The sequence below is a fragment of the candidate division KSB1 bacterium genome, from assembly GCA_034506255.1.
Taxonomy (GTDB): domain Bacteria; phylum Zhuqueibacterota; class Zhuqueibacteria; order Zhuqueibacterales; family Zhuqueibacteraceae; genus Coneutiohabitans; species Coneutiohabitans thermophilus.
In genome coordinates this window covers 405,824-420,852 of sequence record JAPDPX010000001.1, presented here as the reverse complement: position 1 = coordinate 420,852, position 15,029 = coordinate 405,824, and the positions used below count along the sequence as shown (strand labels likewise).

General features: G+C 59.8%; 12 protein-coding genes. All 12 read right to left on the bottom strand.

Going from position 1 to position 15,029, the window contains the following annotated elements; translation table 11 throughout:
• Positions 1-28 precede the first annotated feature (28 nt).
• Positions 29-373: a hydrogenase maturation nickel metallochaperone HypA gene (gene hypA, locus ONB52_01795; protein ID MDZ7414872.1), complete on the bottom strand. Its 345-nt coding sequence runs from the start codon at positions 371-373 to the stop codon at positions 29-31.
• 82 nt (positions 374-455) lie between these two features.
• Entirely contained in the window at positions 456-929 is a 474-nt protein-coding gene (locus ONB52_01790; protein MDZ7414871.1) for a HyaD/HybD family hydrogenase maturation endopeptidase, read from the bottom strand.
• Positions 930-996: 67 nt separating this feature from the next.
• The gene (gene cybH / locus ONB52_01785; GenBank protein MDZ7414870.1) at positions 997-1,692 is read right to left on the bottom strand and encodes a Ni/Fe-hydrogenase, b-type cytochrome subunit; all 696 of its coding nucleotides are present in this window, start codon (positions 1,690-1,692) and stop codon (positions 997-999) included.
• Positions 1,693-1,702: 10 nt separating this feature from the next.
• Complete coding sequence (locus ONB52_01780) at positions 1,703-3,418, bottom strand: nickel-dependent hydrogenase large subunit (protein MDZ7414869.1); 1,716 nt, start codon at positions 3,416-3,418, stop codon at positions 1,703-1,705.
• Complete coding sequence (locus ONB52_01775; GenBank protein ID MDZ7414868.1) at positions 3,418-4,536, bottom strand: hydrogenase small subunit; 1,119 nt, start codon at positions 4,534-4,536, stop codon at positions 3,418-3,420. The genes ONB52_01780 and ONB52_01775 overlap by 1 nt, the downstream gene beginning before the upstream one ends.
• Before the next feature lie 551 nt (positions 4,537-5,087).
• Positions 5,088-6,605, bottom strand: coding sequence for a NapC/NirT family cytochrome c (locus ONB52_01770; GenBank protein MDZ7414867.1), 1,518 nt, complete (start codon positions 6,603-6,605; stop codon positions 5,088-5,090).
• Positions 6,606-7,039: 434 nt separating this feature from the next.
• The gene (locus ONB52_01765; GenBank protein MDZ7414866.1) at positions 7,040-8,311 is read right to left on the bottom strand and encodes a cytochrome c3 family protein; all 1,272 of its coding nucleotides are present in this window, start codon (positions 8,309-8,311) and stop codon (positions 7,040-7,042) included.
• A gap of 43 nt (positions 8,312-8,354) precedes the next feature.
• Positions 8,355-9,440 (bottom strand): cytochrome bc complex cytochrome b subunit, encoded by a 1,086-nt coding sequence (locus tag ONB52_01760; protein ID MDZ7414865.1) that lies wholly within the window; start codon positions 9,438-9,440, stop codon positions 8,355-8,357.
• Positions 9,441-9,531: 91 nt separating this feature from the next.
• Complete coding sequence (locus ONB52_01755; GenBank protein MDZ7414864.1) at positions 9,532-9,978, bottom strand: Rieske (2Fe-2S) protein; 447 nt, start codon at positions 9,976-9,978, stop codon at positions 9,532-9,534.
• A 216-nt stretch (positions 9,979-10,194) separates the two neighbouring features.
• Complete coding sequence (locus tag ONB52_01750; protein MDZ7414863.1) at positions 10,195-12,969, bottom strand: cytochrome c3 family protein; 2,775 nt, start codon at positions 12,967-12,969, stop codon at positions 10,195-10,197.
• Between the two features lie 304 nt (positions 12,970-13,273).
• A complete protein-coding gene (locus tag ONB52_01745; protein MDZ7414862.1) occupies positions 13,274-14,047 on the bottom strand; it encodes a ZIP family metal transporter in 774 nt (257 codons plus the stop codon).
• A gap of 89 nt (positions 14,048-14,136) precedes the next feature.
• Positions 14,137-14,910 (bottom strand): cytochrome b/b6 domain-containing protein, encoded by a 774-nt coding sequence (locus ONB52_01740; GenBank protein MDZ7414861.1) that lies wholly within the window; start codon positions 14,908-14,910, stop codon positions 14,137-14,139.
• Positions 14,911-15,029: the final 119 nt, after the last annotated feature.

Genomic DNA, 15,029 nt, shown 5'->3' with positions numbered 1-15,029 from the left:
CATGACGCAACTGTGCCTGAAGGCGCAACTATGAACTCACTTCCAAATACGCAATCTCCAACTCCTCCCCCCGGGTGATTTCGATTTGCCCCGAATGGCAGTCAGGGCAGGCGAAAATAAACTCCTGCACTGAAAAATCCAAACCGCAATTCCGGCATTTGCCCTGCAGCGGCACCTGTTCGATCGCCAACCGGGCACCGGCCAGCGGCGTGCCGTTGATGATGGCCTGGAAGCTGAATTCCAACGCATCCGGGACCACGCCGCTCAGCGCACCCACGCGCACGCCGACGGCCGACACGGCCGGCAGTTGCCGGCGCTGCATTTCCTGCAAAACGGTTTCAACAATGGCGGTGGCAATCGAAAGTTCGTGCATCAGGGTTTCCTTGTTTTGCTGATGACGCGAGTATGGCAGCGGGGCGTGAAGCGGTGCCGGGATGCCCTACAAGCCGCTGCTTTCAAGACGCACTCTCGGCAAGGACTAGCTGCGCCACTTGCGGTATGACCGTCGCCAGCTCCGGTGACAGCTCCGTCCCCACCCCCTGCAATGCCGAAATGGACACGGCATACAAAATCACTTCCGGCGGATTGCCGAGCAGATAAAACGCATCCAACAAATCTTTCAGTCCAATGTCGTGCGCCGTGAGCGTGCGCGGATAGTCTTGGGAAAAGCGGGGACGGTGGCGGCGTACCGTCCCCGCCGGCGCGCCATCCATGATGGCGTCGATCAGAATCACTTTCCCGGCTTGTTGCATCGGCTCGAGCAGGTTGAAACTGCCGGTGCCACCGTCCAAACATGCCACGCCCTCCGGCAGCGGCATGTTTTGCAGATGCTGCACCACATGCACGCCAATGCCCTCATCGCCCAGCAGCACGTTGCCGATGCCGAGAATCAGTACCTTCGGCGCACTCGCGTGGTTGAATGCCGGCATCTGCTTTATCCGGGTTTTCAGGAATCAGTCAGTGTTGTCACACGGAAAACTGACCACTGACAACTGGTTATTGTTCACGGAACACGTCCTCCCGCTCAAACTTCCATCCTCCCACCATCGAGGAAGTGGTGCCGCGGCCCTCGATGTAATCGTGGTAGAACACCAGATACATGTGAACGATGATGAACACCACGAAAAACCACAGGAACAGGTGATGCCACTGCCTCACCGCAAAGTCGCCCCCCATCAACGGCACAATCCAGGCAAACAGCCGCGGAAAGAACGAGTCACTCATGCTGGAATACAGCGCAAAACCGGTGAGTGACTGAAACAGAAACGCGAGAAACGACAGAAAGTAGGTGACGCCGGCAAGCGCGTTGTGGCCGATGGAGATCAGGCCCTTGATCTTCGCCTGCAGCACATCCACCTTCAGCACTTCGAGGATCTCCCGCCATTGCGCCTTGCGGAACGGGATGAAATTCTCCCAGCGCGCGTATTGGTTGCCAACGAAGCCCCAGTAGATGCGCACCATGAAGTTGAAAAAGAAGATGAAAGCGGCGACGAAATGCACGAAGCGCACCGTGCCGAACCAATACTGCTGGTAGGCCTCGGTGGAATAGGAAATGGCCAGCGGGTTGCCGATCAGATAGCCGGTGACGATCAACACCGCAACGCACAGGGCATTGAGCCAGTGATAGAAACGCACCGGGAGCTGCCAGACGTAGACGCGGCGATAAGCCACCCCGGTTGAGGTCGTTGCCATGGCCGCCTCCTCAATAAAATTTCACCCGGTGAACCTGCCGGCCGGCGGGATCATAGAGATGCACGGCGCACGCGATGCACGGATCGAAGGAATGAATCGTGCGGAGAATCTCCACCGGCTGGTCGACATTGGCCACCGGCGTGCCGAGCAGCGATTCCTCATATGCCGAGCGCTGTCCACGATGATCCTTGGGGGAGGCATTCCAGGTGCTGGGCACCACCAGTTGATAATTGTCGATCTTCTTGTCCTTGATGCGAATCCAGTGTGCCAGAGCACCGCGCGGCGCTTCACTCATGCCCACCCCTTCACAGGTTTCCGGCCAGGTCGCGGGATCCCATTTCTCGTCGGTGAAGGTGCGGGTCTCACCGGCTTTGACATTGGCCACCAGTTCGTCATAGAACTCCTGCATCCAGTGCACAACCAGCCTGGTTTCCAGGCCGCGTGCCGCGGTGCGTCCGAGCGTGGAGAACAGCGCGGTGACCGGCACCGCGAGCCGGTGCAACGTGTCGTTGACGATCTCCCGCACCTCGGTCACGCCTTTGGCATAGGCGACCAGCAGGCGCGCGAGTGGTCCGACTTCCATGGCATGATCTTTCCAGCGCGGCGTTTTCAGCCAGGAATACTTGCCCTCGACATTGAGCTGCTGGAACGGCGGCTTGGGGCCGGTGAAGTTGAATTCTGTCTCGCCGTCCCAGGGATGCAAACCCGCGCCGTCGCCGTTGTTGTAACTGTACCACGAATGCGAAATGTACTCCTTGATCTCCTCCCTGTCCCGGCCATTCACCTCGTGCACTTCGTTCAAATTGCGGTTGAGGATGGCACCGCGTGGAAATTTGAAGGAGTCGGGCTGGTTGTAGCTGCGCGTGGGAAACTCGCCGTAGGCGAGATAGTTGGTCAAGCCGCCGCCAATGGCCGCCCAGTCTTTGTAAAAACCGGCAATCGCCAGCAGATCGGGCAGATAAACTTGTTCGACGAAGACGATGGCATCGGCAATGAGTTTGGCGACATGATTCAAGCGCTCGGTGTTGATGGCATTGACTTCATCGAGATTGATCGAACAGGGCACGCCGCCGACGAGATAGTTGGGATGCGGGTTTTTGCCGCCGAAGATGGTGTGCACCTTGACGATTTCCTTCTGCCATTCCAGCGCTTCGAGGTAGTGTGCCACGGCCATCAGGTTGACCTCCGGCGGGAGTTTGTACTGGGGATGGCCCCAATAGCCGTTGGCGAAAATGCCGAGCTGGCCGCTGGCCACAAACGTTTGCAGGCGTTTTTGCAGGTCGGCGAAGTAACCCGGCGAGCTTTTCGGCCACGGGGAAAGGCTTTGCGCCAGCTTCGCGGTGGCGGCGGGATCGGCGGACAGCGCGCTCACGACATCCACCCAGTCCAGCGCATGGAGATGATAGAAATGCACGACATGATCCTGCACATATTGCGCGCCGCACATCAGATTGCGAATCAGCTCGGCGTTTTTGGGAACGGTGATGCCGAGCGCATCTTCCACGGTGCGCACGCTGGCGAGGGCATGCACGGTGGTGCACACGCCGCAGGCGCGTTCGGTGAAGGCCCAGGCGTCGCGCGGATCGCGGCCTTTCAAAATTTTCTCGAAGCCGCGCACCATCGTGCCGGAGCTGTAGGCCTCGGCGATGCGACCGTTCTCCACCACGGCTTCGATGCGCAAATGCCCTTCGATGCGGGTGATTGGGTCAACAACAATGCGTGCCATTAGCGCTCACCTCCCTTCGCCTTGCGGTCAGTCACCGATTCCTCCATGTGCTCACTGATGAGCTGGCGTTTGCGGATGTTGGTCACGATGGCATGTGCCGTGACGCCCGCGGCGGCAGCCACGCCCACCACCGTGCCAATGGTGTCGGCCGTGCTCTCGATGCCGAAGCCCGGGAAGCTGGCCAGGTGGCGGTAGAACGGCCCATTATCCCAAAAGCCGTTCTCACTGCAGCCAATGCAGCCGTGCCCGGATTGAATGGGATAGCTCACGCCGTTGTTCCAGCGGGTGACGGAGCAGGCATTGTAGGTCACCGGGCCGCGGCATCCCATTTTGTAGAGACAGTAGCCCTTGCGGGCTTTTTCATCGTCCCACCTTTCCACGAACAAACCGGCATCATAGTACGGCCGGCGGTAGCAGGTATCATGCACGCGGCGGCCGTAAAACTCCCTGGGCCGGCCCTGGCCGTCGAGCGCGGGTGCGCGGCCGTAAACCAGAAGATGCGTCACCACGCCGGTCATGACATCGGCGATCGGCGGGCAGCCGGGCACGTTGATCACGGGTTTGCTGATGATTTTGTGAATCGGCGTGGCATTGGTGGGATTGGGTTTGGCACCCTGGATGCAGCCGTTGGAGGCACAACTGCCCCAGGCGATGACCGCCGCGGCCTCTTTGGCGCATTCCAGCAGGATGTCTTCCGCCGCGCGGCCGCCGATCATGCAGTAGACGCCGTCATCCTTCATCGGCACCGAGCCCTCGACCAGCAGAATGTATTGGCCGGCATAATTGGTGATGGTGTCGTGCAAACACTTTTCCGCCTGATGGCCGGCGGCGGCCTGCAGGGTCTCGGTGTAGTCCAGCGAGAGTTTGTCGAGCACGATGTCAGCAACCAGCGGGTGGGAGGAACGGATGAAGGATTCGCTGCAGCAGGTGCACTCCTGAAAGTGAAGCCAGACGACTGCAGGTCTCGGTTTTTTCTCGAAGGCGTGAACGACGCGCGCCAGGCCGGTGGCTTCGATCCCGGCCAGCCCGGCAGCGAAGCTGCAAAACCTCAGGAACTCACGGCGGGTGTATCCCTTGGCCTGCATCGTCTGCCAAATCGTGGCATTGCAATCCGGCATAGGAACCTCCCTTGGTTCAGTGAAGGTGGAAAAAGGTGCGGCAACACGTATCTCGCCCCGGCCGGTGCACATTCCCCGGTGAACTACCCTCCTGCCCGGCCGTCAAGCTGCAGCGTCGCACAAGTGCATAGCATTCACATGACAATCATTCGCGATTCGCGACCAAACCATGAGCCGAGGCCCGATCACTTGTGCGACGACTGCTGTTTCCAAACACAAGGCTGACACCTCACAGTCGAATGCGTGACGCCCTGCTGGCCACACCACCCTTTTCTCCTGAACCAGGGGGGCAGCAAAGCTGCAAGAGATGGTAACAACATTTTGCAAAAAGCATGCTGCACTTCCCGGCTGAAGACTGGCCGGCTTTAGTTGCAGTAAAACAATAGCGCTTCCCCTCCAGCCGACGATCTGAAGATTGGATTTTTTCATTTTTGAGAATTTGGGGGACGTTTTTTCTTTTTCTTGCGAAAACAAAAGCCCCGGCCGTGCTCGCGCACCACCAGGGCTGCTTCGGTAACGGCAACCACCGTTCAGTCCATCGGAGCCACACGCTACATGCCGGCGGCGAGGCCGTGGCATTCATGACAACTGGTCTCCGTCCAGGCGTCGCCGATATCAACCGGATGGCGGAATTCCAGCCCGTTCAGGTTGCTTTCCTGAACAGTTTTGCCGTCGCCCTGGGCGATGATGAGATGACAGGCGTTGCAATCCCGCGTGATGGTCTTGCCCTCGGCGCTTTTGTGCAACCCGTCGTGGCAGCGATGGCAGCCGGGGCTGAGATAGTGGCCGATGTGATCCGGATAGTTGCGCCAGCCCGCCTTCATCCTGGGGAAATTGTTCCTGGCGTAGATACTTTGCACGCTTGCCACCGCGGCGTTGATTTGCGCGGCCTTCGTTGCCGCCACTTCCGGATAGTTTTGCTCATAAAAGGCATGCAGCGAAGAATCGATTGCAGCCAGTGCCGCTTCCATGCTGGGATATTCCGGCAGCAGTGCGTCCACGGCGGCGGCTTTGATCATCGGCAGCGTTGGGTCAAGCCGGCCGTAATTCAGCGCGGCGTTCACCGCAATGTTGGGCGATTTGAAGATGTGCGTGGGGCGGTTGTGGCAATCGATGCAATCCATCACCCGCAGCTTGCTCTCGTCAATGGCGGCGGCGTCCAGCAGACCGGGATCGGAGGTGTACACCGTCACCTCGCCTTTGGCGTTGGTCGCACGCACCCAGGGAATCACTTCGCGGGATTCATCGGCGGGCAGGTATTCAATCTTGTTGGCGATGTTCATGTGCCAGTGAATGCCGGAAGTGTGCCCGAGCTCCGGGCTGCCGCCGCCGATCTTGATGAGCAGGTTGTAGGTCCAGCGCGTGTTGGCCTCGTCCTTCATGAAGTGCACGCGCTCGCTTTGCTTGGATCCAAAAAAGGCCTGCGGCCAGTGGCATTGCTCGCAGGTCTCGCGCGCCGGCCGCAGGTTGGTGATCGGCGTTGGAATCGGCCGCGGGTATTTGTTGAAAGCCACGGAGTACACTTGATACAGGCCGGAGAGCTTCGATTGCACATACCAGCCGGCACCCGGGCCGACGTGACAGCCGGTGCACGTGACGCGCGCATGGGGTGAGTCCTGGTAGGCGGTGTATTCCGGCTCCATCACCGTGTGGCAGATGGTGCCGCAAAACTGGGTGGACTCGGTAAACTCGTAGGCTTGATAGCTGCCCACCCCGGTCAACAGGAGAAAGAGGCTGGTCACCGACACCGAGAGCAGGAACATGCGGCGGTGGTGGGGAAGGTTGAGATCGATCCGCGGCAGGCTCGGCAGGGCATGGGAGCTGGCACGCCGGCGATGCTCGCGCCACATGCCGATTGGCACCAGCAGCAATCCCAAAATCAAAAATACGGGGAAAACCAGATAATTGATGATGCCGAGGTAGGGCGTCGAGGTTTGCAGGAAAAAATCGACGATAAAAAGAAACAAAATGGCGACGAAGCTGAAGCCCGCAATGGCCGCGCCCGCAATACTGATGAGATTGTAAAACGAACCGGGAAGCTTGCGCGAGTTCGCGATCGTGTTTTCCATACCACTTTTCTCCGGAGAATGGTCAAAGGGTTTCGAACGATACGGCGTTATTCGTCAGCGCTGCAATGCCAACTCAAGAAAAGCGCAGGGAACAAGCCCACCTCCCGCCCGGCCCCGACAGGCTCGCCACCTGGCGTGGAGGAGGGTGCCATCGCACGCTGAGACGCGCACACGATTCCAATCAGCATGAGTCGTGGCGGTTGACTCGTTCAGAGTTACTTTTTGAGTGGGCACACAACACTGAGACCTTGCGCTCCGCCATGCAACCCTCCATGAGATCGCCCGCTTGCCGAAGATGTCACGTTTTTCTCCCGCAAAACGACGTTTTCCGTGGGACTTCGCTTTCGCGGGAGGATTTTTGTGCTGGATCATGACACCGAGGGTTGCACCGGGGCCACGGCGACAGTGCCGCGCACGGATCAGGCGAACAAAGCTCAGCCACGCTCCTGTGATTGCTGCCACTCCCGGTCTTTGCGTCGAATTTTCGCATACAGTGCGGCGGCCACGGCGAAAATGATGACCATGGAAACCGCCAGCCCCTGGCGGCGATACTGTAACTCCTGCAGGGCGGCGCGGCCCAGCCCGACCGCCTGATTCGCCAGATCAACTCCCGTCTTCGATCTCTCCTGCAGCAGCGCGGATCGAAAAGTGTGCACCTGGGTGCGGGCCTTGATGAGTTCATCATTCGCGGCGGAAATGATGAATTTGGCCTCGCTCACTTCCATGCCGGCGCGCTCCGCTCGGCGCACCAGGCTGTCCGCGGTCGCGATTTTACTTTTCATCGCGTGCAAAATCGCAAACATTTCGGCGCCATTTTTCCAGCCGGCGCTTTCCGGCTCGTGGCAACTGCCACAGGCAAATTCGCTGCCCGTGGGATCGAGACGGGCATCCGTGGGCGCGGTGATGTTGTGATTGCCGTGGCAGGTCTCACACTGCGCCAGTCCCATTTCTTCAAAGGGCTGCGCATGCGGGCTCCTGGCAAACAGACCGGCGTTGTTGAAATGACAGCGCCCACACACGTGCGAGATGTTTTTCACTTCGGGCGGAATGGCGCCGTGATTGCCATGACAGTCATTGCAGGCCGGCGCGGCTGTATCACGTTTGCGCAGCAAGGCCTCACCATGCACGCTCGCCTCGTAGTCTGCGACTTGCCCCACCCCGATGCCATAGCCAGCCATGTAGCCAGCATCGGCGTGGCAGCGCCCGCAGGTGGCGGGCACATTCAAGGGATAGACCGGCGAACGTGAGTCGCCCGCCGCCAGAATGCCGTGCGAGCCATGGCAGTCACTGCACACCGCGACCTTGTCATCGCCCTTCTGGAACAGCAGCTCGCCATGACGGCTGGTGCGATAACTGGCCAATTGATCGGTCGGCAACGCCGGGTTGTATTTTTTGATAACGGCCGGATCACTGTGACAGGAGGCGCACAACCGGGGAATGCTCGTGCGGGCGGGCTTGCCGCGGTAACCGGCCGCGCGACTCATCGCGGCTTCCGGGTCGTCGGCCACTGCAGGGCTGGGGTTGCCACCGTGACAGCTCTCACAACCCAGGCCGCTGCCGGCATGAATGTCATTCGCCCATGCCGTGACCGGTGCCAGGAGTTCGGCCTCGAGCTGCCGGTGGCAAATGAGACAACTGCTTTCCGGCGGCGTTTGGGCATGAGCCAGACTGAGTCCCAGAAGCAGCGGGAAAAATATTTTTTTCATGGCGGCTTCGCCTCTCGTGTTCGTGCAAGTGAGATGCGGGGGGTCAAAACGTCTGGGGCACAACATAGGCAAGCAGCGACATGACAACGATGAAAGCCAGCGCCAGCCAGCCGAATACCGTGAACCAACGCGTCCGGCCTCCTGCCTCCGGATGGCGGTCCAGAAACGGCACCAACAGCCAAAACACGCCGACCAGTCCGAATGCCAGGATACCCAGCACCTCGCCATCCAGGAAGAGTATTTTCGCAGGAACGTACTTCAAGGTCTGAAACATGAAGAGAAAATACCATTCCGGTTTTATTCCGGGCGGCGCCGGCGCAAAGGGATCGGCTTTCTCGCCCAGCTCCCAGGGAAAAAGCGCGGCCAGCGCGGCCAACATACCGAGCGCCACCAGCCAGCCGACGAGATCCCGCATCAGGAAATAAGGGAAAAACGGCATGGGTTTGCGTTGGACGGCCCGGGCTTCCTCACCGGGCGGCACGCTCATGCCCTGCACTTGCACCAGCAGCAGGTGCAAAACCAGCAGCGTGGTGGTGAGCATGGGCAGCACCGCGACGTGAAAACCAAACAAGCGTGTCAGCGTCGCACCGGTGACGTCCTCGCCGCCGCGCAGGAACAACAGCAGCTCGTGGCCGATGACCGGCACAACGGAGACGATCTCGGTGCCGACTCTGGTGGCAAAGTAGGCCAGCGTATTCCACGGCAACAAATAGCCGGTGAAACCAAAAGCCAGGGCAAGGAAGAACAGCAGCACGCCGGAGACCCAGGTGATCTCGCGCGGCTTGCGGTAGGCTTTCAGGAAAAACACGCTGAACATGTGAATCATGGCCGCCGCCACCATCAGATTCGCCGACCAACTGTGCAGCGAACGAATCAGCCAGCCGAACTGCACCTTGGTCATGATGAATTGCACGCTCTCGAATGCGGCTTCGGCGGTGGGACGATAGTAGAGCAGCAGCAACACACCGGTGCCGACCTGGATGAGAAAGAAGAACAGTGTCATGCCGCCGAGATAATACCAAATCGTATGGCGGTGCAGCGGCACCGTCTTCCTGGCGAAAAAATGCACGACAGCATCAACTGGAAAACGCTCGCGCCAGAAGCTGCTTTTTGCAACGATCGTGGACATGAGAGACACCTCGTCTTGACATCATGCGCCCTCTCCTGGATGGTGACGGAACCGCACGCCAGCAGCGCGATTCCACGGACGAAAAAATGGCTCAGGACTGCCGGATCGCGAAAACATCTTCCCCGCGAATTTCGACGCGATATTCCTCCAGCGGCCGGGGGGGCGGCCCCGCAATATTGCGGCCGGTCAAATCAAAATGGCCGTTGTGGCAGGCGCACCAGATATGCTTGAAATCATCGCGATACTGCACGGTGCATTGCAGATGGGTGCACACCGCCGAGAACGCGCGATAATCGCCCGCGGGCGTGCGCACCAACAGGCCGGGTTTGTTGCCGAAGCGGAAAACCTTGCCGGAGTTGGGCGCCAGCTCGCCGACCTTGCCGGCCACCACATCATTTTGCACCGCCTGCGGAATCGCCGGTGGCATGATATATTTCAATACCGGAAAAAGAACAGCACCAGCCAAGGCCGCCAACCCGCCACCGAGCAAGTAATCGAGAAAGGAGCGCCGGCTGAGCCGCGAAAAGAAATCCGACATCGTCGCCTCCGATGATTTGGGATGTGAATCTGTGTGGAATCGTCATGCCGCGGAACTTCTGTCTTCTGCCGCGCTGCCAGCGGGGGGAACGCCGATACCCTGCGGCACACACCCTTCCTGCCGGCAGGAAACAAGCTTCCCGCACCGCGGTTTTGCCGGCATGCACGCAGCGAAACAACCCGGCTCCGCCGGGGTGGGAACGTTTTCGGACAGACACTATTTATACCCGAACAGCACGGAATAGATGATCAATCCCACCAACAGCAGGCCAAGGCCGAGGAACAGAAAGCCGAAGAGCTGCAGGACTTGCTCCCGGCGCGGGGAGAGGGTTTTGGTGACCAGCACTTTGCGCAATTCGCCGCTGGCCTTGAGCTCCTCATATTCGCGCGGCCGCAGGGCTTTGTACTCTTCCAGCGGCGTGACACCGGTGAAGATCACCTTGTCCATCGGGAAGGCTTCCGGGCGCAAATGCGTGTTGAAGAAGTGCACGGTGAAGATGAAGCCGACCGCCAACAGGGCTTCATCGCTGTGAATGATGGTGGCGACGTTGATCAGCCAGCCCGGCAGGAACTTGGTGAAAAATTCGGGGAACCACAGCATCAAGCCCGAAGTGCCAATGATGGCAACGCCCCAAAACACCGCCAGATAATCGAACTTCTCCCAATATGTCCAGCGCCCGTAGGCCGGCCGTTCGCCCCGTCCCAGGAACCATTTCATGGTGGCGACGAAATCCCGCCAGTCCTGCCGGTTGAACCAGAGCGACTTGGGATCGAAGACGAAGGCCCGCAGCGTTTTGCGCTCACGGCGTTTCTTTTGGAGGAGCATGTAGAGATGATAAAAGAAGCAGCCGAAGGTGATGAGCGCGGCCAGCCGGTGAATCTTGCCGGCCACGGGGACCCCGCCGAGCAGGTCCGCGAGGAAGCCGGCCCAGGGCATGCTGGAAAACTTCAGCATCATGCCGGTGAGTGCGAGCGACAGAAAGCTGACGATGACCAGCAGATGGGTGAGGCGCTGCGCCGGGGTGAAACGCTGAATGAAGTACCTGCCCTGCGGCTCCTTGCGCTGCGTTCTCTCCCTGTAGGCCTTGAAGGAACGCGGCAGCCAGAGCAGGGTATGCACCCCGAAAAAACCGAATACCGAGATCAGCAGCGCGGTCATGCCCCAGTAGCTGTAAAAAAGAATCGGGTATTTGACTTTGTCGTGGTGCGTGGCATGCGTCAGGTAGCCGGTGAAACGGCGGTTGGCATCGGCGTGGCATTGGCGGCAGGTGTTGACCACGTTGGTGAGACCAACGGTGGAATTGGGATCGTTCACGCTCAGGATGGCATGCGCGCCGTGACAGTCCGAACAGCGCGCCGCCTTCAAATAACCCAGGCGATAGGCCTTGCCATGCATGGTCTCGAAATAGGTCCGGGCCAGCTCCTGGTGGCAGGAGCCGCATTGCTGCGTGACTTCGGTCATGAAGGCATCCTGCTCGACCTGGGCGATGCCGTGCGCGGAGTGGCAGTCGATGCAGGTGGGCAGCTTGTGCTCGCTGCGGTTGCCGGCGTCATAGTGCACACTCTTGATGAACTCCTTGTAAATGCCGCGATGGCAGGTGGCACAGGTTGCCGGAATGTTGCGCGGGTGAATGGTGGAGCGTTCGTCGGTGTGTTTCAAAACATAATGCGCACTGTGGCAGTCGGTGCAAATGGCGACCGGCAGCAGGCCCTTTTCGGTCAGACCCCTGCCGTGCACGCTGAAAGAATAGTCGTACAGCACGTTGATCTCGGCAAGCCCCGGCACCTTCTCCGCCTTGCCCCCCTGCTTGTGACAGTCGCCGCACAGAGTGGGGATCGCGCTGCGGTAGGTGGGCGAAGTTTCATCCAGGCGGGATTTGGTGACGTGACCACTGCCATGACAGGTGGTGCAGGAGGGCGCGTCATACTTCTTTTCGAAATAGGCCCGGCCATGGCCGCTTTGAAAATATTCTTCGGCCATTTTGGCGTGGCAATTGGAGCAATCCACCCGGCCCGCCGTCGCGCACGGCCGCGCCAACTGCGGATCGACATCGGAATGGCACTTGACGCAGGGAATGGTTTTGTGCGAGGAATTTTCCAGCTCGCTTGTGTTGACGAACAGCGATTGCACCCTGCCGTCGACGACACCCTGCAGGTTGTCCTGTTCATGACACTTCAGGCAGGCCCGGTCTTCGACCGTGAGCACCAGGGCGCCGCGCCGCAGGCGGTGGGGCTGGTGGCAGTCGGTGCATGCCGGAATCGCGCCCGGCCGTTTTTCCCACAACTCCCCGCGAATGACCTTTTGATGCACCTGCTCGATGCGGCTGTGGCATTGCATGCAGGTTTTCGCCACGTTGTGCAGCGAGATGGTGGATTTCGGCACGGTATGCGGCAGGATCATGTGCCGGCCGTGGCAATCGGTGCAGGTGGCGGAGACCATCAGTCCCTTCTTGAACATGCCCTCGCCATGAATGCTCTCGCTGTAGTTTTCCAGAATGTTGTGCTCGGAGATGTTGTAGACATTGGCCACCGGTGCGCCTTCGCGATGACACTTGCCGCACAGGTAGGGAATGTTCATTTTGAAGACAGGGGATTCCGGCAGGCTGGCCGCGAGAATATTGTGCGTGCCGTGGCAGGTGGTACAGGTCGGCGCATAAGGTGCCTTGCGGTTGAACGCCTGGCCGTGAATGCTGGCGTCGAATTCGAGCTGCGCTTCATCGTGGCAGGTGGCGCAGTTGACCGGGGTGAGTTGCTCCGGATGCGGGAACTCCTCCACCGCGGCATCGACATGACAGGAGATGCACTCCACTTCCCTGTGGGGAGACTTGTCCAGCACGCGGACATCCACATGCAGCGAAACCTGGCGGCCGCCGCGCTCTGTGGTCAACCCGGGGTCGGCATGACATTCCAGGCAGGCTTCGCGGGTTTGCGCCGCCAGCATCTGAAAACCGGCCAGCAGCAGCAAAGCCAGCAGGCGATCGTGGCATTTCATCTCCCTGCCTCGCACGGTTATGCTCTGATTCTGATTTCTGCCGGAAAGAAACCGCGTCATTGCAAACTGGATCAGAGAGCAAAACCCTCCCGTACACCTCGTCATTTTCAAAAGGCCGGTCTGACCGCAACGGTGTTTCATGCGACAACCAAAAGACAGCGCGCGGAGAGCGCAAAGAAATACGAGCCCGCGTTGCTCGCGGCTTCCCGGTTGACAGATTTGTTCGCGGCATGAATGCCGCGTTATGACGCCCTGTCGGGGTTCGCTGATCTCGCGTGAGCCGCTCCCGGGCGGCGCGCTGAGGTCACAACACCACCTGCACCAGCAGCATCAAACAAAAACCCAGAATGAAAGCCCAGGCAATGCGCGCCGGTTTCTCTTCATTCAGGGCGCCGGGGATCATCTCCAGCAGAATGAGAAAAATCATCGCGCCCGCCGCGAAACCCATCAACACCGGCATGAGAGGTTGAAAGAACCACGAAGCCAGGGCCGCCGGCACCGCGGCAATCGGCTGGGGCAGGCTGGTGAGAAAAGCCGCAAAAAAGCACTTCAAGATGCTGGCGCCCGCGGAGCGCAGCGGGATGGCAACCGCCAAACCCTCCGGAATGTTGTGAATCGCGATGGCGAGCGCGATGTAGGAGCCGAGCTGCGTCTGGTAGACTTTTTCGGAGGCGTAGCCCACGCCCACCGCCACGCCCTCGGGAATGCTGTGCACACTCATGGCCAGGAAGATCAAAATCTCGGCGCGATTGCCCCAGCGCTTCCAGGAATCACGCGCAAGACGCTCCTCGTCAAGGTACTGGTTCACAGCCCACAAGAACAAGGCCCCCAGCAAAATGCCGCTCAACACCGGCAGGACCTGCATGAGAGTCATGCTGTGCTGCGTCATGGTCAGGCCCGGAAGGATGAGATTGTACACCGAGGCCGCCAGCATCAACCCGCCGGCGAAACCATAGCCCAAGCCGGTGCGGTGGGCCAGGTCCAGACGCTTGAACAACAGGGGCAGAGCGCCCAAACCGCAGGCCAGGCTGGCCAGCAATCCGGCGACTACGCTCTGCAGCAAAATCTCAAATGGCATACAAGCAGCCTCGTCAGCACCAGCACACTTGCAACATCATGATGGGAAACAATGTCTGTACCTGCCGTCCGACGGTGGCCGGCGACCCTTCAGACTGCCGGGGCGTTGCCCACTGCGGAGGTTGCTTCTTTTGCTTTCTCCCCTTCCTGCTCCTGCTGCGCTGCCGTTTCCAACCCGGCCTGCTGCAAACGGGCCAGTTCACGGCCGTGCTCACGCCGCATCTCTTCTTCGGACATCCTGCCGTCGATCATGCTCAGGTTGAGCGGATAAACTTCGGGGTTGAAGATGACACTGTAGAAATGCCAGACCATCACCGCCAGCGTCGCCAGCCAGGCTTCATACAAATGTATGACGGTGAGCACCTCCATCATCCACAGCGGCAGAAACTGCAGGGCAAGGCCTTCGAACCACAGCAGGAACCCGGTGATGGCCATTACGACCGTGCCCCACACCAGCGCCCAGTATTCGATTTTTTCCATGTAGGAAAAATGGTCGAAGGGAGGCGGCGCGCTGCGCCGGCCCAGCAGAAAACGCACATTCTGCCAGAAGTCATCGAGATCCTGCCGCACCGGCAGCAGGGCTTTCGCCAGGGTGCGGCCGCGCGCCGTGAACAGCATGTAGCCGACGTGATAGATGCCCAGGCCGACAAACACCAGGGCCGCGATGCGATGAATCCAGCCGCGCAACGCGAACTGCTCTTCGAGCAGCAACAGGGGCTGCACCCAGGCGGCCTCGGGATAGCGCAGCGCGAAGCCGGTGATTGCCAGCACGATGAAACAGACGGCCAGAATCCAGTGCTGCGTGCGCTCGTTGCGCGTCCAGCGCAGGTAATACTGCTGATTGTTGTTCCAGGTCGCGTTCATGGCAGGAAGGAATGTGCGTCAGGTTCGCAACGGCTTGTTCCGGGTTCGGAGGAAGGCGCGCGGAGGGCGCGCAAAATTTTGTGATGCCGTTGTCCGGCGCCGGACAACGGGCGTCCGCG